Source organism: Pseudomonas sp. RIT357 (assembly GCF_000632245.1).
Lineage (GTDB): Bacteria > Pseudomonadota > Gammaproteobacteria > Pseudomonadales > Pseudomonadaceae > Aquipseudomonas > Aquipseudomonas sivasensis.
On sequence record NZ_JFYX01000003.1, the window covers coordinates 44,895 to 64,312 of the forward strand.

The window sequence follows — 19,418 nt, forward strand, 5'->3', positions numbered from 1 at the left end:
CAGATGCTGTACAGAGCTTTTATCCTCCTTTGCCTGACGGCGCTCGCGGGCTGCCAGGGCCTGCCTTACCGGGGTGCGGAAGATCAGGCGCGGATCCGGGCCGACCTGGCGCTGGAGGCGACGCCCGCTGAGTTCACAAGGTTGCGCTGGGCTTATACGAACTACGGCGTTCAGGAGGGCGGCCAGACAAAGGATGCAATCGCCGTGGTGCAACCTGGGCTGGTGACGCTGGTGGGGTATGAGAGTGGGCGTTATGTTCGCCAGGCCAGTTTTTCCGCTGCCGTTGTGGACTGTGCCTACATCTTCGAAAGCCAGACCAGTGATCGGCCGGTCTGGCTGTTGCAGAAAGACCGCATCGTGTTTCTGACTGTCAGCGACTTTCGTGGCAACGGCGATGTGCTCAAGCGCACGCAACTGGTCAAGGCGTTGGCCGCCAGCGGTTTCAGTCTGCACAGTGATGCTCAGGGACCTGCCTACCGACCGACGGGGAAGTCGGAACGCCTGTTGGTGCTGAACTCAATCGTCGGCAAGCATATGGAAGAGGTCGCCGAGAACCGGGCCTACAACGTGTGCCGTGGGCAATGATGGGATGGGCGGCACCACGGCCGCCTGATTTAACTCAGGCCGGGTTGGCATTGAGCCTGGACTGATCGCATCCAGCCGATCAAAGCCGTTGCGCAGCAGAATCGCCAGCAGATGAGCGGTTCACTCAATCGTCGCCAAACCCGGTGGCCATGTGGACGACGGCCGGACGATAAGCCCCCGCCCAGTGGAATCCCGCTCCCCGCAAACACCGCCGCATTGTGATCGACTACACAACTTTCCGACACAATCCTGAACCTTTTCGTACATTTGAAGGTCTTTACCGCGCCCACCGGCACGCGGTCGGGCTGCATGGACTGCAGCGTTTTCAAAAACATTAAGGATTGATGTGAGCCTTTTTCCCCCTATTCCCTTCTTCGCCACTGCCTTGTGCGGTGCGAATGGCCGCGCGCGCGTATTACGCAAACGCGCCGAGGGCATGCCTCTGGATCCGTTGATCCCTCACTCGATACACCTACTGCCGCCGGGCCTGTTGGCGGCTTTGACCTGTAGTTCATGGAGTTTGAAATGAAGCGTAAGCAGTTCCAGAAAAGCCTGTTGGCAATCATGGTCGGCGCCATCAGCACGCAGGTGCTCGCGGTGGAAGTGGACCTTGGCGCGGGCAAGACCCAGTTTGTCAGCGAGACCTACAACGAGTCGCTGATCCTCACCGGGCAAACCACCCAAGTGACCACACCGACCAGTGCGCCCCCAGCCGGGCTGGGTGTCGCCGATACCCATATCCAGGGTTCGTTGATCAACCGCGCTGACATCACGCTGAATGCCGACGGCTACACCGTGCGGGGCTTTGCTCTGGACCCGATGTACTGGACTGGCCCGCCCAACCTCAACCCGGGCTCTGTCACCGGTGACGTGGTGCAGGCCGGTAACATCCTGATGAACAACGGTGGCGACGAAGGCCTGGAAATCGGCAAGACCAACATTGGCGGCAGCGTGATCAACTCCGGCACGATCATTTCGACGGCACCGTCGGCGCCTGCACCGCCGCCGTTCTATATCGGTGGGGGCGAGGGCATTTACCTGCACGGCACCACCATCGGCGGCGATGTGTCCAACACTGGTCTGATCGACATGGCCGGCGAAGGCGCGATCGGCATCGTGCTGGATCGCGACAACTTCACCCCCACCACCATCGGCGGCAAGATCCTCAACTCCGGCACTATCAAGGCCACGGGTGAAGGCGCTTGGGGCATCGAAGTGGAAACGGATACCAGCCCGCTGCGTATCGAAAACAGCGGTTTGATTTCTGCCAACGGCAATGACGCCAAAGGCATATTTTTTTATAACGGCACCATCGATTACATCCTCAACACCGGCACGCTTGAGGCCAAGGGCACCAATGCCAATGCCTTTGAGTTCCTGGAGGCCACCTTCGCCCAGAACAGCGCGAGCGGTTCGCGCGGCATCGTCAACCGTGGCACGGTCATCGCCGATGGCACGGCGATTCTGGTCGGCCCCGATCAAACGTCATCGTTCGAGATCAACCAGCAAGCCGGCGAAATCCGCAGCAACGCCGGCACGGCCATCGATGCGCGCAACCTGGCAACCCTGAACTGGACCGGTGGCGACATCATTGGCGATGTACTCAACCTGAGCGCGGTGAATATCGACGGCCAGGCGGGGTTCACCGGCAACCGCATCATCGCACCGGTGTCGGTCAACTCAGGGTCGCTGAACCTGTCGGCGCCCGGCACCGCCATCACCGGCAACCTCAACGTCGCCAGCGGCGCGGGCATCGATATGCATCTGTCCGACAGCGTCGTGCCGACCACGCCGTACCTGACCGTCAACGGTGCCGCCAATTTCGCCCAGGCGTCGAAGCTGACTGTGAGCGCTAACCCTGGCGACTTCGCCAGCACCAACGACGGCACGCAATACACCCTGTTGCAAGCCACCAGCGTGCAAGACAACGGCCTGTCCGTGGGCAGCTCTTCTGCGTTGCTGAATGTGCTCAGCTACTCGTCCGATGCGCAGACGGTCAAGGCCGTGGTGGCGGTCAAGGCTGACCAGCAAGTTGAGACAGACCTCTCTGGCGTGGGCGCGAGCCGTGCGTCGGCAACGGCGGTCAATACCTTCAAGAACGGTGTCCTGAGCCGTCTCAGCGCAGACGATGCAGTCTTCCAGGCGCTGGCCAACGCCGGCACCGCCGACCAACTGGCACGGGTTGGTGACCAGCTCGCGCCGGACGTCAACCGTGGCGCGTTGGACATCGCCTTGTCCGGGCAGACCGTGGTCAACGGCGCGATCTTCAACCGCCTCACCGAGCAGCGTGAAGCCAAAAAAGCCGGAGGTGTGTGGGTGCAGGGCCTAAGCAGCAACATGGATCAGGACGGTCGCGGCGGCAACAACGGCTACTCGGCCAACAGCAGCGGCATGGCGGTGGGTGTGGACAGTCGTGTGAGCGACACCACGACCCTGGGCGTGGCTTACAGCTACCTCAATTCGAATATCCATTCGGACCTGGGCAACAAGACCGACGTCGAGGGGCACGCACTGTCGCTGTATGGCAACTGGTCGCTGCAAGACTGGTTTGTCGATGGCAGCCTCAGCTACGGCCACAACGAAAACGACAGCAAGCGCCACATCGCCGGTACCACGGCCAAGGGCAGCTACGACAGCAATGTGTTGTCGGCCAGTGTGATCGGTGGCTACAGCTTCAAGCCGTCGCAAGCGGTGGTGGTCGAGCCACGGGTGGCTGCGCGTTATTCCAACGTGCGCATGGATGGCTACGACGAGAAAGGCTCCTCGGCCGCACTGAGCACGCGTTCGCAGCGTTATGAAGTGGGTGAGTTGGGCGCCGGTGTGCGTCTGGCGGGCAACCTGCCGATGGGCGCTGGCAGCCTGCAACCGGAAGCGACCTTGATGGCCTATCACGACCTGATGGGTGATCGCGTGGCGCAAACCTCCAGCTTCGTGGCCGGTGGTTCAGCGTTTACCGTGACCGGTGCGTCGGTGGCGCGTGACAGCTATGAGGCCAGTGTTGGCGTTAACTATCAGGTGTCGGACTTCAGCGTGGGCGCCAGCTATACGCGCCAGGCGCGCAGTGGTTTTGATGCTGACGGCGTAATGCTCAAAGCACGCTACGCGTTCTAAGCAACCGTCTGGCCGTAATACTGATTTGTGGTGAGGCTGTTCACCACAGATCAGCCCTGCTTTGGTTGTGATCAGAGCAACTTGCGCTGCACCGGTTAGCAGGTTGCAAGACCTATCCGTGGTGAGCGGGCTTGCCCCGCGCTGGGCTGCGCAGCGGCCCCAAGGCCAGGCAATGCGTTCTGTCTGAAAGGACGCGGTGTTTGTAACAGGGGCTGCTTCGCAGCCCAGCGCGGGGCAAGCCCGCTCACCACAAAAATGCCCCTGTTCACCACAAGAAAGCTTCTGTTCATCACATAACAAGCCCCACTGGGCCTGCCTCAGTGGTGTGAGGTCAGAGCAACTTGCGCTGCACCGGTTAGCAGGCTGCAACACCGATCTGTGGTGAGCGGGCTTGCCCCGCGCTGGGCTGCGCAGCGGCCCCAATGCCAGACAATGCGTTCTGTCTGAAAGGATGCGGTGTTTTTACCAGGGGCTGCTTCGCAGCCCAGCGCGGGACAAGCCCGCTCACCACAAAAATGCCCCAGCTCACTACAAAAAAGCACCTGTTCACCACAAAAAAGCTTCTGTTCATCGCATAACAAGCCCCACTGGGCCTGCTTCAGTGGGGTGAGGTCAGAGCAACTTGCGCTGCACGGGTTAGCAGGTTGCAACACCGATCTGTGGTGAGCGGGCTTGCCCCGCGCTGGGCTGCGAAGCGGCCCCAAGGCCAGACAATGCGTTCTGTCTGAAAAGGTGCAGTGTTTGTACCAGGGGCTGCTTCGCAGCCCAGCGCGGGGCAAGCCCGCTCACCACAAAAATGCCCCTGCTCACCAGAAAAAAGCTTCTGTTCATCACATAACAAGTCCCACTGGGCCTGTTTCAGTGTGGTGAGGTTAGAGGAACTTGCGCTGCACCGGTTAGCAGGCTGTAACACCGATCTGTGGTGAGCGGGCTTGCCCCGCGCTGGGCTGCGCAGCGGCCCCACGGCCAGACAATGCGTTCTGTCTGAAAGGACGCAGTGTTTGTACCAGGGGCTGCTTCGCAGCCCAGCGCGGGGCAAGCCCGCTCACCACAAAAATGCCCCTGTTCACCACAAAAAAGCTTCTGTTCATCACATAACAAGCCCCACTGGGCCTGCTTCAGTGGTGTGAGGTCAGAGCAACTTGCGCTGCACCGCTTCATCCAGCGTACTGCGCGTCAGCGCTTCCACGACTTCGCGTGTATCGGCCTGGAATGGGATGCCTACGATCAGCACCAGATGCATCCAGGTGCGCACCGATTCGCTCTTTTTGACCCGACCCAGTTCCTTGCCATCCTTGTCTTTGAACACCGTCTCCAAGGTGAAAATATTCTTCGCCGTGGACGGAATGATGAAGAACGTGAAGCCGGTGATGAACGCCGACACCGGGCTGTACTCTTCGTTGTTATGCAGCGTGGCATCCACGTAGATATCCGAGTCGACCTTGTCGGTGCTCACCCGCGTAAAACGGTTGGACTCGCGAAAGGAATCGGCCACGGCCTTTTCCCACAGCACCACCGGGGCGCCGACCGCAGCGTTGCCCGGGCCGCCGTTGACGTGGTTTTGCGCTGTGGTGTGCACGTACGCCGTGGGTTTTTGCGCCGGGGTGTTAGCGGTTGGCGGCCAGGGTTGCACGGCTGGCAGTTCGTGCTGTGAATACGACACGCAACCGGTCAACAACACGGCGGCCAGTACCAGGCTGTGTTTCATCAATCCTTTCATGCTTCGCTCCTTGAAATTATGGCTTGGCCAAGTTGGCAGTGGCGGTATCGAGCAGTTGCCCGACCAGTTTGGTCAGCTGTTGGCCGCCCATCGAAGGTGCCCAATATTGGCCGCTGTAAAGCCCGACGTTATGTTCGAATTTGATCGAATCCTTGGCCTTGGCCAGCTCTTTACCGTTGCGGTCGACGATCACCAGGTCGCCGGCCACCTCGAAGCTGTCGACGTAGATCGGGCCGTTGACCCAGATCCAGATGGTCAGCGTCAGCAGCGCGCCGGGTACGTACGCCGGGTGCGGGCTGCGATGGCCTTTGAGAGAAGTCATGTTGAATTTGAGCGTTACGTCTTGCTCTCCCAGGCGTACCGGATACTCGGTGACCTGCTTGAAGTAACCCGCAGTGCGCACGTACTGACTGATCTGGGCCGTCAGGGAACTGCTGATGGCAGCCTTGTTGGCCTCGTTAACGTCGGCAGCACTCACCGTCACATCAGCGATTTGCGCGCTGCGTGGACTGCTGACAGCTACCGGGTGGAGCGGGGCGGCGATAGGGCCGGTGACGGTGTAGGAAACGCAGCCGGTCATCGACAGCGTCGCGATCAGGGCCGTAGCCCGAAGGAAAACTTTAAACACGCAATATCCCTATTAATAAACAAACACAAAACAGTGTCTCGACAGGATGTTACACAACTTGAGGAATGTGCGGCGGCGCACGCAGGCGACCAAAAGCACTTGAGAAGCCCTCTCAACCCCGTAAAATGCCGCGATTGTTTAAAGCACGATACTTTTCAGGGAAGAAGTCATACATGCGCGTGTTCGCCATTTTCATTGCTGCCTGCCTGATGGCGGGCTGCGCCTCCAAGCCGGAGTACTACATCTCCCCGGCGCCGGTCACCATTCCCAAGAACGCCACTTACTGGCTCGACACGTTTGATGTTGAGGTCGTGGGCAAGAACGAGCGTTTTTTGCCGGATGACAAGGTTCGCCAACAACTCGGCGTCGATCTGGTCGACCGTCTGCTCAGCGCCAAGCGTTATGCGCCGAGCAAAGAAAAGGCCGATTACCTGCTGGATGTCAGCATTGTCTATACGCGCCATATCCCGGACTCAAAAGGCGGCCTCTCGACGTTGATCGTTGATGACAACACCATTCTGGCCGCTGTCGATTTCAGCTATCAGGTCAAGGTCAAGAAGGGCGCTGGCGAGGTGCTGCATTTTGCCAAGACGCGTAACAACCTTGTGCCTGCTGGCGTAATGGGCGAGGCGCAAAAATGGAGAACCATGGGCGGCATTATCACCAACTCCGGTAACTCCAGCGTCGAGCGTTTTTATACCGGCGTTTTGAGTCGCGACATCGTCGATGACCTGCGCGCCATTCCTTCTCGCTAACGCTATCTACCCCCGATTTATCACCTCAGGAGCACTACGTGAAAGCACTCTCCAAAATCCTGCTGTCAGGCCTCACCGCCGCAGCGCTGCTGACCGTGGCCGGTTGCGCCACCGAAAGCAACCGAGCCCTGCCGGTGGAGCAAGTCGCCAGTGCAAACGTCGCCTATTCCGGCGTGCGCGTGCCGATTGCTGTAGGTAAGTTCGACAACCGCTCCAGCTACATGCGCGGCATCTTCTCCGATGGCGTCGACCGCCTCGGCGGTCAGGCCAAGACCATCCTTATCACTCACCTGCAGCAAACCAATCGCTTCAGCGTGCTGGACCGCGACAACATGGGCGAAATCTCCCAGGAAGCTGCGATCAAAGGCACCGCGCAGAAGCTCAAGGGTGCTGACTATGTTGTAACGGGCGACGTGACCGAGTTCGGTCGTAAAGAAACCGGCGACCGCCAGTTGTTCGGCATCCTCGGCCGTGGCAAGACCCAAGTGGCTTACGCCAAAGTCGCGTTGAATATCGTCAACATCAACACGTCCGAAGTGGTGTATTCCACCCAGGGCGCCGGTGAATACGCGCTGTCCAACCGTGAAGTGGTCGGCTTCGGCGGCACCGCCAGCTACGACTCCACCCTCAATGGCAAGGTTCTGGACCTGGCCATGCGCGAAGCGATCAACCGCCTCGTCGACGGCATCAACGCCGGCGCCTGGAACCCGCGCAACTGATCAGCAAAACCTCAAGGAGCAGTACACGGATGAGCAAGGCAGTGAAGTTGGCGCTGATGCTGACAGCAATCGCGGCGGTCGCCGGGTGCCACACGGCGCCCCAACCCCTGTATCAATGGGAAAGCTACCAGCCGCAGGTTTACGAGTACTTCAAGGGCGAGCCCAAGGAAGCGCAGGTCGAGGCACTGGAGCGCGATCTGCAAAAGATCAACGCCAGTGGTCGCAAGGCACCGCCGGGTTACCACGCGCACCTGGGCATGCTGTACCTGAGCATGGGCAAGGATGACCAGATGGTGCAGGAGTTCCGCACCGAGAAGGCACTGTTCCCCGAGTCCGCTGCTTACATGGACTTTCTGCTGAAAAACGCCAAGACCGGAGTGGCCACCAAATGAGCCTGTTGAAACTCACTGGCGCCCTGCTGGCCTTGGCTTTGCTCGGCGGTTGCGCGACGCCAAAGACCGTGGATTACACGGCGTATAAACAGGCTCGGCCGAAATCGATCCTGGTGCTGCCACCGATCAACGAATCGCCGGAAGTGCAGGCTTCGTACAGCTTGGTCTCGCAAGTGACCTACCCGCTGGCCGAAGCTGGTTACTACGTGTTGCCGATCGCTTTGGTGGACGAAACCTTCCGCCAGAACGGCCTGACCACCGCCAACGATATCCAAGGCCTGGCGCCGACCAAGCTGCATGACATCTTCGGCGCGGACGCGGCGCTGTACATCACCGTCAGCGAGTACGGCACCAAGTACATGCTGATCACCAGCGACACTGCCGTGACCGCCTCGGCCAAACTGGTGGACCTGCGCACCGGCACCACCCTGTGGACCGGCACCGCACGTGCGTCCAGCGAGGAAGGCAACAACAACGGTGGCGGCCTGGTGGGCATGTTGATTACGGCAGCGGTCAAGCAGGTGATCAACAGCTCCACCGATGCGGCGCACCCGATTGCCGGCATCACCAGTGCGCGATTGCTGTCGCCGGGTCAACGCGCCGGCATCCTGTACGGCCCGCGTAACCCGAAGTACGGCACGGACTGACCTCGATTCTGAACGCGCCTCAGATCAATGTGGGAGGGGGCTTGCCCCCGATGGCTTAGTGTCAATCACTGCATCGGGTGACTGACCCATCCCCATCGGGGGCAAGCCCCCACCCACACTTGAACTGCAGTGTTTTCTGAATCAGGTTTAACCCGAACCACCCGCACCTTGCGTCTGACCTTGTGAACGGATTATTCACTCACGAGGCTCAGCCCATGTCCTACCCTCTGCTCTTCCTGCGTCCTGCTGCCCAAGGCTTTGCGGTTACCGTGCTGGTAGCGCTGGCCGGGTGTGGGCTGTCGTCTTCGCCTGAGCTGGCCCAACCGGCTGCCCCCGTCGCCGAGCTGCAAAGCGCGCCTGTCCAAGGCGCGTTGGTCAAACGCATGGCAATGCCCGCCCCAATGCGCATGCAGGAATCAGCAGCGATGGACTATCGCAGCGAACCCCGCGAGCAATACGCCAACCTGCCGGACAACCCGGTGCACCGTGCGTCCGAAACGCCGGTGTCCACCTTCAGCGTCGATGTCGATACGGGCAGCTACGCCAACGTACGACGCTTCCTCAACCAAGGCAGCCTGCCGCCCGAAGGCGCTGTGCGATTGGAGGAAATGGTCAACTACTTCCCCTACAGCTACGCACTCCCCACCGATGGCTCACCGTTTGGCGTGACCACCGAAGTTGCCGCCACCCCATGGAACCCGCGCACCCAACTGCTGCGCATCGGCATCAAGGCGTCCGACCGTGCAGTGGCGGAGCTCGCACCGGCCAACCTGGTGTTCCTGGTGGACGTGTCCGGCTCCATGGATCGCCGCGAAGGCTTGCCGCTGGTGCAAAGCACACTGAAATTGCTGGTGGACCAGTTGCGTGATCAGGACCGAGTTTCATTGGTGGTGTATGCCGGTGAATCCCGCGTGGTGCTCAAGCCAACATCGGGGCGCGACAAGGCCAAGATCCGCAATGCCATTGATCAACTCACCGCCGGCGGTTCCACGGCAGGCGCATCCGGCATCGAACTGGCCTACCAGATGGCCCGCGAAGGCTTTATCGACAAGGGCATCAACCGCATCCTGCTGGCAACTGACGGTGACTTCAACGTGGGCATCAGCGACTTCGACAGCCTCAAGCAGATGGCCGCCGAGCAGCGAAAAAGCGGTGTCTCACTGACCACCCTCGGTTTCGGAGTGGATAACTACAACGAACACCTGATGGAGCAACTGGCTGATGCGGGCGACGGCAACTACGCCTACATCGACACCCTGCGCGAAGCCCGTAAGGTGCTGGTGGACCAACTCAGTTCAACCCTGGCAGTGGTGGCGCGGGATGTGAAATTGCAGGTGGAATTCAACCCGGCCCAAGTCAGCGAATATCGCCTGCTGGGTTATGAAAACCGCGCCTTGAAGCGTGAGGATTTCAACAACGATAAGGTAGACGCCGGCGAGATCGGCGCAGGACATACCGTGACAGCGCTGTACGAAATTGTGCCGAAGGGCGAGAAGGGCTGGTTGGAGCCGTTGCGTTATGCCAGCGCGCCTGCGGCGGAAGGTAAGTCCAATGAACTGGCGATGGTGCGCGTGCGCTACAAGCCTGCGGCGGGCGGTGATAGCCGCTTGATCGAACGGCCCATCAGCAACGAAACCACTAAGGCCAGCGACGACCTGCGTTTCACGGCGGCGGTGGCCGCCTTCGCCCAACAGCTCAAGGGCGATGGCCGCTACACTGGCAACATGAGCTTGAAGGACACCGCCGCACTCGCCCGCTCGGCGCGAGGCGATGACCCGTTCGGCCTGAGAAATGAATTCGTGCAACTGGTGGAATTGGCCCAAAGCCTAAAACCCTGATCTTAACCACGACACGGATCAAATGTGGGAGGGGGCTTGCCTCCGATGGCGGTAGATCAATCAGTACATTTTTGACTGACCCACAGCTATCGGGGGCAAGCCCCCTCCCACACTTGAACAGCGTTAACTTTACAAAAGGAGTTTGCCCCCTACATGGCTGTTCCCGATGATCCACCCAGCGACGAATCCCTGCTGGCCCGCTACCGCACCGGCGAGGCCGCCGCGTTCGAAGTCTTGTACGCGCGCCACCGCCAGGGCCTCTACCGCTTCCTCGTGTCCCTGAGCAACAAGGCCGAGCTGGCCGAGGAAATCTACCAGGAGACCTGGCTCAGCCTGATCCGCAGCAGCACCCAGCCACAAGGTCGGGCGAGCTTTCGTACATGGCTGTTCCAGATCGCCCGCAACCGCCTGATCGATTACTGGCGCAAGCACGGCATCCATAACCCGTTGCACGACAGCTACGACGAGCAACTGCACGCCCAGCCCGACGACAGCGCCGGTCCTGAGCAACAGCTAAGCCTGAGCCGCGACCAAGCGCGCCTCGACGCCGCCCTGCAAGCCTTGCCCGAAGACCAGCGCGAAGTCTTCCTGCTACGCCTGCACGGCGATTTGGACGTGCCGCAAATCGCCGCGCTCACCCACGCGCCGCTGGAAACCGTAAAAAGCCGCTTGCGCTACGCCCAGCAGAAATTGCGTCGTCTGCTGGCCGAGGAGGTACCTGTATGACTGACTCCCGACACACCCCTGACGACGAGCTGCTCCAGCACTTTCGTCAACACAGCCCCGGCGAACCGCCCGCGTCCCTCGACGCCTTCATCCTCAACACCGCCCGCCGCGAAGCCCCGGCGCCGCAACCGAGCTTGTGGCAACGCTGGCTGCACGCCTGCCAACGCCCGCGCTGGCAAATGGCATTCGCCACCGTGGCCGGCTTGGCGCTGATGATCGGCGTGGTCATGCGCTCACCGGTGCCGCAAGCCGAGATATCCACAGCGACCTTCTCCGCCTTGCACGAAGAAGCCGCTCGCCCTGCGCCGCAAGCGTTGTCCGCCCCTGCACCGATGGCTCGCATCGCCGCCGCGCCCAAGGTTGAAAGTGCACCGGTTCAGGCTGAGATCGCCGGAGCGCTGGCAGATCAGTCCGCGGCAAAGCTGAGCAAGCGCGCGCCTCTCGCGCTGCCGTCATTGGAGGAGGAGTTGCAGGCGATTGTGCGCTTGCGTGAAGCGGGTGAAAGCAAAGCCGCGGATGAAAAACTGCTGGCGCTGCACGCGCGCTTCCCCGAGGAAAACCTGCCGGCACGGCTGGAGGCGTTGTACAAGCGTTGACCCACAAAAAAGCCCCAGGTCTTTCGACCTGGGGCTTTTTATCTGTATCTGGTGCCCGGCGGGATTCGAACCCACGAGCCCCGCTTTCGGAGTCCTAAAAGTCGACTTTTAAAATCAATACGTTAGCGACGGATTAGCTGGGGAATCAATGGGTTGTGGTATCGGAGGTTAGCCGGTTTTCGCCGTGGTTAGCGGAGTGAGTGTGGCAAATTTGTGGCATTCGCACGCTATACCCGCCGCGTGGCCGACTGCAGTAATCACGGCATTGAGTCTGTCGTCTTTTCCTATCGTAGTTAGGCATCTTTCCCAAGTATCGGCCTGAGTGATGCAATAAATCCAAGCGGCCCATGTAAGCGGCCGCAATCGGCCAAAAGGAGCCACTCGCATCAGGTCATTTTCGCACCTAAGCGGACGCTAACGTGGAGCCAACCAGAGCCGCGCGGTCTTATCGCGCAGACTTTGGTTGAGCGTAGAGTTAGGAAGCATTATTAGTACTCAAGGCTCGAAATTGCTTTTGAATTTCCGACCAAGAGTATTCCTCAGAAAGAAATGCCAGCAGGGGAACTGCTTCTTGCTTGACCTCTGGCCATAACGCTTGGCCATTCTCGAAGAGATCAAGAAGTTTCTTTTCGACCACCCATGCTCCAATCGTTGTCTTCTTTGCGGAGAGCAGGGAAAAGACGCCTTCAGTATTGTTATGTCCGCCACCGGAGCCTTGAAGCGCCAAACGACCACGGGAAAATACAAACCACTCTCCCGTGCTTCCAGATTCCAGGACATAGCCAGGGAGGTTGTAGGCAGAGCTCGGACTATCCTCAATGAGCAGGTGAACAATCGGGGCATCAACGTAAGACAGAATTTTTTCTAGGTCGTATACGGCATCAAATGTCTTGAATCTGCGAGCTTTGGCGGTGACTTTCTCGTCCAGCTTTTCGGGAGCTGGTACTTCTTCGACTTCAGGCGGTTTTGGCTCGGGCTCGTTCTTTCCGAAAAAGAATGCATCAGCGCGGTTGCCGAGAACATTTTTGAAAATATCCCAAAGAAATGAAGCGATCGGATCCATGGTGTGTCCTGACGTTTGGCTAAGAGGCCGGCGAGCAAAACGAACGACTTGAACCGTTTGTTAGCCCTCCGTCCGACTGCGGCATCAATGTACAGCCCCTAGCGGTACCGCTGACTGCAACGAGCATAGCGTGAAGTGGCGAGGGAAGTGGTACGGATGGCTAGTAATGGTTCTGTAGCCCCGTGTTTTATGGTCTGTAAACACAGGCGTTCCAATCCATCACCGATAAAGCTGTTGATTTTGCGCCTGACTGACAGTAATCGACCCGGAGCTGACTAGGTCAATTGAGCGCATCATCAACTGGCATTGGTTAGAATCCTCAGCTTATTTCGACAATGCTTGCTACAAACGAGGAAATTCCATGACAAGGATGGCCGCTGTTTTCACTTTACTGAGTTGCATGGCGTCGACCTCGGCATTGGCGGGGTCTGATTGTCCGTTTCCGCAGGGAATGCAGGCATCCATCGGTGCGTCGAAGCAAGCTATTGATGCCAGGCAAGCGGGCGTCGCCAAGGATGATCTGCTCACCAAAATTTCCCCGGCAGCCAACGGGCAGATGTCCCAGATGCTAAAGAGTATCGTCGATGAGGTTTACGATTATCCGGCATTGCTGCCCGAGGTGTATGCCGCCTTTCGGTTCGAGCGTTGCTTTGTTTCGCAGCAGCACGCCGAACAGGTGGCCGCTATGAAATTTTCCGATGCCTATCCGCTGCTGAAAAAATGCGAACAGCTCGACCCGGAAGGGGCCCGACCGCCTTGCGCAATGCGCGTAGTGCATACATTGACCGGAATTCCCGAGTAAACGATCCGTTAATTTGCTCGCAGGAATGCATGCTGTGTTGCTGCGTCCTGAAGTCGAGAGCGAGAGGTCGTCTAGATCCTTGTCCGCATCGAATGTCCGCCTTCTGGCCGATAGCAGACAGTCATCCACACAGTAAAATAGCCCGACATTAGACGTACCTCTCCAGCCAATCCCCTACGGCGTACTGGTTAATACGACAGCTCATCAATTCGAGCCCCCAGAGGTGCAAGCGATGTGAACACATCGTTCAAGATCAACGACGACTGATCGACGCCCACATCCCCGCCGCTAAAACCTTAGCATCAGCCACCCAAACCCTACCCCGCCTTTGAATACCACCCACCCCACCCAAAAAACCCTTGATTCACCCTTAATTAATGGCACATTGACACCCCTGAATTATTGCCACTGACATCACCTGTCAGTGGCGAGCATTAAGGTCAGTGCATCTTCAAACGGATTTGGGCAGCCAATCATGGCCACACCGCTACACGACACCCTGGCCCTTCGGCTGGCGGATATCCTTTTGCAGCTTAATCAAGGTGAGTCGCTGTGCCGCTATGACTTGGCGCAGCAGTTTGGTGTCAGTGAACGCACCATTTACCGCGACCTGAGCCGGCTCGCCGATGTGGTCGAACGCCTGCCCGATGGGCGCTACCAACTGACCAAGGAGCATCAAGGCAAGCTGCAGCCGCGTGATCTTGAGGCGTTTGCAAAGGTCACGGGAGTTAACCGACTGTTTCCGAACAACGGCCATCGGTTTCTTCGCTCGTTGCTGGCGCCGGATGAGCAGCGCAATTTTCTGGTCAAAGCCAACCATCACGAAAACGTAGAGCCCCATGACCAGCCGTTCCGGCAGTTGAACGAGGCCATTCGCCAACAACGCCAGTGCCGTCTGATGTATGCGGGCAAGCCGCGCACGCTGTGCCCTTATCGCTTGGTCAATAACAAAGGTATCTGGTACTTGGCGGCCACCGAGGCGGGTCAGTTGAAGGCCTTTGCCCTAGGGCGCATCAGCGTCTTGCACGTTACCAACGAGTCGTTCGTTGCGCAGCCGGCGGTGCATCTTCAGATCGAAGAAGACGACGATATCTGGTTCAGCAAAACCAAGATCACGGTGCAGCTCTCGGTTGCACCCGCCATCGCTTATTACTTTTTGCGCCGCCCGGTGGTGCCAGGGCAGCAGGTTGTCCGGACGCTGGGCAGCGGGGAGCTGATTGTCAGCAGCACCATCAGTCATGCCAACCAGATTTTGCCGATCATCCAGTATTGGGTTCCTCACGTACGCGTGCTGGAACCGGCCTGGCTTGCGGCGCAGTTGTACCGCGAACTTGAACACTACTTGCACACTGCAACCCAACCCACCACAGGAACTGAGTAATGAACCCACCGGTAAACGCGACTGAGTCCACCTCACTTATCCCACTGGACGGCGTATTGCTGAGCAGCGACGAGCACCAGACGCAACAGGCGCAGGTCATTGAGACGCAGATGTGGGGCGGCGCGGATAACACCGAGGCCACTGCCCGGTTGCTGTCCGAGTTCGTGCATTCCAGCGAGCAGCATTCGCACATGCCCGTCGAAGAGTGGTTGGCGCAGGAATTCGGCAAGCATCCTACCCTTTGGCAAAGCGATGCGGATCGGTTGGCGACGGCCAAGGAAGTGGTGACGTCGGTCATACGCTTCAATGAGTCGGCGAGCTCCTTGCGTGGGCACTTGCAGCGCGGGCAAAGCGAAGCCAGCTGGATCGCACGCGAATTGGAGAAAGGCGCGGGCGTCAGCGGCGCGGTTGGTGTGGGCCAATACGCTACGCGCATCGATGTGGCCCTGGCCGAAGCCACGGCCGGTGCCAGGGTGATGATCACCAACAACAATGGCGACATCAGTTTTTCGCCGAACCTGGATGGCTTTATCGCCGAGCAGCATCACGTCGACACATTCAATATCGACGCGGTGACCAAAGGCAGCGAATACCGGGCCAAGGTCGTTAACTCCAACGGCCTGAATTCGGTCGACATCGTGATCGTCGACGGCCAGGGCAATGTGGTGCATGAGTACCAGTCCAAATACGGCAGCGATGCCAAAGCCACCGAACAGTTGTTCAAGCGCGGCGAATACGGCGAGCAAAAACGCCTGGTGCCCGAGGGTCAAGGCAAAGACATCGCCAACAGCACCGAAGTCGTTGAGATCGACGGTGTGCAATCCGAGCCACTGAGCAAGGAACAGGCGCTGGAGTGGCAGCGCAAGGCCCGCGAGGAAGCGGAGGCGCGCCAGTATGAATGGAGCGACACCAACCGTATTAATGTGGGCAAGCAGATCGGCAAGCAGGCGCTGGTCGGTGCAAGTATCGCGGCGGGCTTGCACGGCGTGCGTATTTTGGCGCGACGTACCTGGAATGCACTGATGGGCAAGGAGAACCCACCGGCCAGCGTAGACCTCAGCGACTTCGTCAACAGCTCCCTGAGCAGCACCGCCCAGGTCTTCACCCAGGTGGCCGTCAGCGGTGCGTTGGTGGTGGCGGCCAAGAATGGTTTGCTCGGCGCCATCATGAAGCGCACCCCGGCGGGCCAGCTTGCGAATATTGCCTGTATCGCCTTAGCCAATACCAAAATTCTCTACCAACTCGCCACCGGCAAACTGTCCAAGGAAGAAGCGCTCAACCGCATGGGCCAAACCACCACTTCGGCGGTGTTTGCGATTGCCGCGGGCTCCAAAGGCAGTGCACTGGGCATGGCAATTGGCACCGTGTTCGGCCCACCTGGTATCGCCGCTGGCGGGTTTATCGGTGGCATGATTGGCGCCATGGCCGGCGGGGTGGTCGGTGAGCAGTTGTTCGAGGCCAGTAAAAGCTTGGTGCAGGCGTCGGTGGCTGTGGTCAATCGCGTCACGGCCAGTGTGGTGGAAGGCGCCAAGGCGCTGGCCAGCAGTCTGGGTAACTTTGCCAAAGGACTGTTCGCATGAGCTCCAGCCTCGCAGCGCTGAACGACAAACTCCACGCGCACTTGAGCGCCGGCTACCCCGGTTTCTACATTCAGTCCAGCGAAGAGGCGCGGGTTGACCGGGTGCTTGCGCAGGCCGGCGAAAGCCTTGGTCTGCATGTCATGGAGTGGAACCTCGCCTATGGCTGGGTAGACTTTCACACCAAGCAACCGCGCACCGACGCCTCCCAAACCGAGTTGGCGCACTGCCTGCCAGCGCTGGCGGACGAGGACCTGAGCCGCAAGTTGATCGTGATCAAGGATGCGAAGTCCGCCCTGGAAAACCAGCCGCTGGCGATCGCACGCCTCAAGCAACTGCTTAACCGTATCCAGCGCCATTATCGCGGCGAATGTGCGGTGGTGTTGGTTGCCGAAAGCCTGTTCATTGCGTCGCAGATTGAAGCGCAAATTACCTTGTTACCGCTGCCCTTGCCGGGGCGCGAGGACATTCTTGCGCAAATCGAGGCCTTCTCCGTAGAGCACGCCTTGAGTATTCCCAAGGCGTTGTTGCCACGCCTGGCCGCCACGTGCAGCGGGTTGAGCGAAGAGGAAATCCGTCAGGTGCTGGCCATGGTTCGACAGCCTCACCCTGAGCTGAACGATGCAGCCCTTGGCCTGATCCATTATGAGAAAGAACAGATCATCGCCAAAAGTGGCGTGCTGGAAATGGTCAAGGTCGGTGAGACGGCCAGCGACATCGGCGGCCTGGAAAACCTCAAGCATTGGCTCAAGCGCCGCGCTGAAATCTTCCGCCGCCTGGATGAAGCCGAACGAGCCGGTGTGACGGCGCCCAAGGGCGTACTGATCGCGGGCATGCCTGGCTGCGGTAAATCCCTTACCGCCAAGGCCGCTGCCCATCTGTTCCAATTGCCGCTGCTGCGCCTGGATATTGGCTCGCTGCTGGGCAAGTACGTCGGTGAAAGCGAGCACAACATGCGCCGCGCACTGACCATGGCCGAAAGCGTCAGCCCGTGCATTCTCTGGATCGACGAGCTGGAAAAAGCCTTCGTCGGGATGGGCAGCGGCGAAGGCTCGGAGGTTTCATCTCGGCTGTTTGGTTACTTCCTGACCTGGATGCAGGAAAAGACCGGCGCCGTGTTCGTGATTGCCACCGCCAACAACATCAGCGCCCTTCCCGCCGAGTTGCTGCGCAAAGGCCGTTTTGATGAGGTGTTCTACGTCGGCTTCCCCAATGCCAAGGAACGCTCGGCCATTCTGAATATTCACCTGAAGGACGACTGGCGGCAGTTCACAGAGCAGCAGCAACAGACCCTGGCGGCGCTGTGTCGCGACTATTCCGGCGCCGACATTCAGAACGCCGTAGGTGAGGCGCGCGAGAGCGCCTTTCTGGACGGGCAAGCGCTGACCCACGAAGACATCGAACGAGCGATCCGCACCACGGTGCCGCTGCGAGAAACCCTGCGTGAGCAAGTCGGCAAATACGAGGTGTTGTTTGAAAAGCTCAAGCTCAAGCCGGCCTCGCGAATCGACGGGCTGAGCATTGCGCAGATGATCCAGCTGGCCGACAGCCCCAACCCGATGCGCCGCAAAGAAGTGGCGTGTCACCTTGAGTGCCCGGATGACCTGCTGGAAAAACTCAGCACGGATACTGATGCCGAAGTTCGCCGCAGCGTGTACCGCAACCCCAACTGCACCGAGCGGTTGCTGGCCGGTTGCTTGAGCAAAGACAAGAAATCCGCCGACTTTGATATGACCACCTATCAACTCAGTTGCCTGCACCCACGTGCGCCCATGGACCTGTTGGCCAGCGAGCTGGGCAAGTGGGATGGCAGCGACTATATCCAGGAGGAGAACCTGCTGGCGTGTTCCCACCTGAGCGATGAGGTGTTGCTGGCGCTATTCAATAACAGCAAGAAGCACGCTACGCGCTTGGAGATTTGCAAGCAGACGACGTTGTCGGTGGAGCTACAAGCACAGTTGGTGGAAAGCCTGTGGGAGGTGGTGCTTAACAATCATGCGGAGCAGTTCCTCGCGTTTATCAACAACCCGGTACTGGATCCGTCGCTTCATAGGAAAATTGCGACTCACGATAAGCATCAGATCGTGAATGCGTTGATCAGGTTGGAGAACCTGTCTGAGGACGCGCAGATGGTGTTGCTCGGTGATGAGAACCACGTATTCAAACTTGCGGAGAACCCGAATATCAGCGCGCATGTCCAGTTGTCGTTGCTGTTGCAAGCGTTGTCTGAGGCACAGGTCAAAGTCGTCTTATCACAGCTTAAGCAGGGTGACGAAGAGATCACGATTCCTGAAGACATCGGTACGCATACATTCAGAAACAGCAGCTTCGAGGACGCTTATTCGAAACTTGCGAGCAGCCCGTGCTTAAGTGCTGACGCCATCAAAGTATTGGTAGCGATTGAGCGATATATTCACCACTCCCACATCAGTCTAAACCTTGCTAGCAACCCGCTGCTGCCCAGCTACTTGCAACTCAAGTTCGCCAACAGTGATGACCTAACACTGCAAACTTGCTTGGCGAATAACCCCAATCTCAGCGACGAGGCCCGTACCGTCCTGATCGAACAGGGTTACACGCCTGTGGTATGTGATGACTCTGCAGACAAAGCCCGCGCCGAGGTGAAACCCAAGCCGCGTAGTTCTGTAAGCACCGCCTCCCAGGGCAAAACAGTGGGCACTGCATTAGCTTCAGCCTTGGCCGGAAACCTTTTGGGCGGTGAAATAAAGCTACAAGGCGGTTTTTTCCCATCCTGGTTCAAGGGAGACAAATCCTAAAACAGACATCCATTCAGGCAAGCATTGCGGCATTGGGCGGGGCGGAAAATGGACGGAAAATGGGGACAGATTTATTTACGTTCAGACCAAAGCCCTATTCA

At 59.0% G+C, this 19,418-nt stretch carries 16 protein-coding genes; 13 read left to right on the forward strand and 3 right to left on the reverse strand.

The features are described 5' to 3' along the window. Positions 1 to 3 precede the first annotated feature (3 nt). Entirely contained in the window at positions 4 to 585 is a 582-nt protein-coding gene (locus BW43_RS22675; protein ID WP_050442800.1) for a hypothetical protein, read from the forward strand. A gap of 525 nt (positions 586 to 1,110) precedes the next feature. After that, positions 1,111 to 3,696 (forward strand): autotransporter outer membrane beta-barrel domain-containing protein, encoded by a 2,586-nt coding sequence (locus BW43_RS22670; protein WP_032884849.1) that lies wholly within the window; start codon positions 1,111 to 1,113, stop codon positions 3,694 to 3,696. Between the two features lie 1,132 nt (positions 3,697 to 4,828). On the opposite strand, the gene BW43_RS22665 is transcribed toward BW43_RS22670, so the two are convergent. Together BW43_RS22665 and BW43_RS22660 are read right to left on the reverse strand one after the other, a co-directional pair. Then, positions 4,829 to 5,416, reverse strand: a complete 588-nt coding sequence (locus tag BW43_RS22665) for a lipoprotein (RefSeq protein WP_032884850.1) — start codon at positions 5,414 to 5,416, stop codon at positions 4,829 to 4,831. Between the two features lie 16 nt (positions 5,417 to 5,432). Then, entirely contained in the window at positions 5,433 to 6,044 is a 612-nt protein-coding gene (locus BW43_RS22660; protein WP_032884852.1) for a hypothetical protein, read from the reverse strand. Positions 6,045 to 6,217: 173 nt separating this feature from the next. Here BW43_RS22660 and BW43_RS22655 point away from each other — a divergent pair, with 173 nt between their 5' ends. The 7 genes from BW43_RS22655 to BW43_RS22625 all read left to right on the forward strand — a co-directional run bounded on the left by BW43_RS22655 (position 6,218) and on the right by BW43_RS22625 (position 11,717). Next, positions 6,218 to 6,799: a hypothetical protein gene (locus BW43_RS22655; protein ID WP_032884853.1), complete on the forward strand. Its 582-nt coding sequence runs from the start codon at positions 6,218 to 6,220 to the stop codon at positions 6,797 to 6,799. A 38-nt stretch (positions 6,800 to 6,837) separates the two neighbouring features. Further along, positions 6,838 to 7,518, forward strand: coding sequence for a CsgG/HfaB family protein (locus BW43_RS22650; RefSeq protein ID WP_032884854.1), 681 nt, complete (start codon positions 6,838 to 6,840; stop codon positions 7,516 to 7,518). A 29-nt stretch (positions 7,519 to 7,547) separates the two neighbouring features. Continuing rightward, a complete protein-coding gene (locus BW43_RS22645; protein ID WP_032884856.1) occupies positions 7,548 to 7,910 on the forward strand; it encodes a DUF4810 domain-containing protein in 363 nt (120 codons plus the stop codon). Then, entirely contained in the window at positions 7,907 to 8,557 is a 651-nt protein-coding gene (locus tag BW43_RS22640) for a DUF799 domain-containing protein (RefSeq protein ID WP_032884857.1), read from the forward strand. Before BW43_RS22645 ends, BW43_RS22640 begins: the two co-directional genes overlap by 4 nt. 215 nt (positions 8,558 to 8,772) lie before the next feature. Next, complete coding sequence (locus BW43_RS22635; RefSeq protein ID WP_032884858.1) at positions 8,773 to 10,395, forward strand: VWA domain-containing protein; 1,623 nt, start codon at positions 8,773 to 8,775, stop codon at positions 10,393 to 10,395. A gap of 153 nt (positions 10,396 to 10,548) precedes the next feature. Beyond that, positions 10,549 to 11,121: an RNA polymerase sigma factor gene (locus BW43_RS22630; protein ID WP_032884859.1), complete on the forward strand. Its 573-nt coding sequence runs from the start codon at positions 10,549 to 10,551 to the stop codon at positions 11,119 to 11,121. Further along, positions 11,118 to 11,717, forward strand: coding sequence for a hypothetical protein (locus BW43_RS22625; protein ID WP_032884860.1), 600 nt, complete (start codon positions 11,118 to 11,120; stop codon positions 11,715 to 11,717). Before BW43_RS22630 ends, BW43_RS22625 begins: the two co-directional genes overlap by 4 nt. A gap of 475 nt (positions 11,718 to 12,192) precedes the next feature. Here BW43_RS22625 and BW43_RS22620 read toward each other — a convergent pair whose 3' ends face one another. Continuing rightward, a complete protein-coding gene (locus BW43_RS22620) occupies positions 12,193 to 12,780 on the reverse strand; it encodes a hypothetical protein (RefSeq protein ID WP_050442801.1) in 588 nt (195 codons plus the stop codon). A gap of 361 nt (positions 12,781 to 13,141) precedes the next feature. Here BW43_RS22620 and BW43_RS22615 point away from each other — a divergent pair, with 361 nt between their 5' ends. From BW43_RS22615 to BW43_RS28125, 4 genes are all read left to right on the forward strand, one after another. Further along, a complete protein-coding gene (locus BW43_RS22615) occupies positions 13,142 to 13,582 on the forward strand; it encodes a hypothetical protein (RefSeq protein WP_032884862.1) in 441 nt (146 codons plus the stop codon). A 475-nt stretch (positions 13,583 to 14,057) separates the two neighbouring features. Beyond that, positions 14,058 to 14,963, forward strand: a complete 906-nt coding sequence (locus BW43_RS22610; RefSeq protein WP_032884864.1) for a YafY family protein — start codon at positions 14,058 to 14,060, stop codon at positions 14,961 to 14,963. After that, complete coding sequence (locus BW43_RS22605; RefSeq protein WP_050442802.1) at positions 14,963 to 16,543, forward strand: hypothetical protein; 1,581 nt, start codon at positions 14,963 to 14,965, stop codon at positions 16,541 to 16,543. The genes BW43_RS22610 and BW43_RS22605 overlap by 1 nt, the downstream gene beginning before the upstream one ends. Then, complete coding sequence (locus BW43_RS28125) at positions 16,540 to 19,317, forward strand: AAA family ATPase (protein ID WP_081797600.1); 2,778 nt, start codon at positions 16,540 to 16,542, stop codon at positions 19,315 to 19,317. Before BW43_RS22605 ends, BW43_RS28125 begins: the two co-directional genes overlap by 4 nt. Positions 19,318 to 19,418 lie beyond the last annotated feature (101 nt).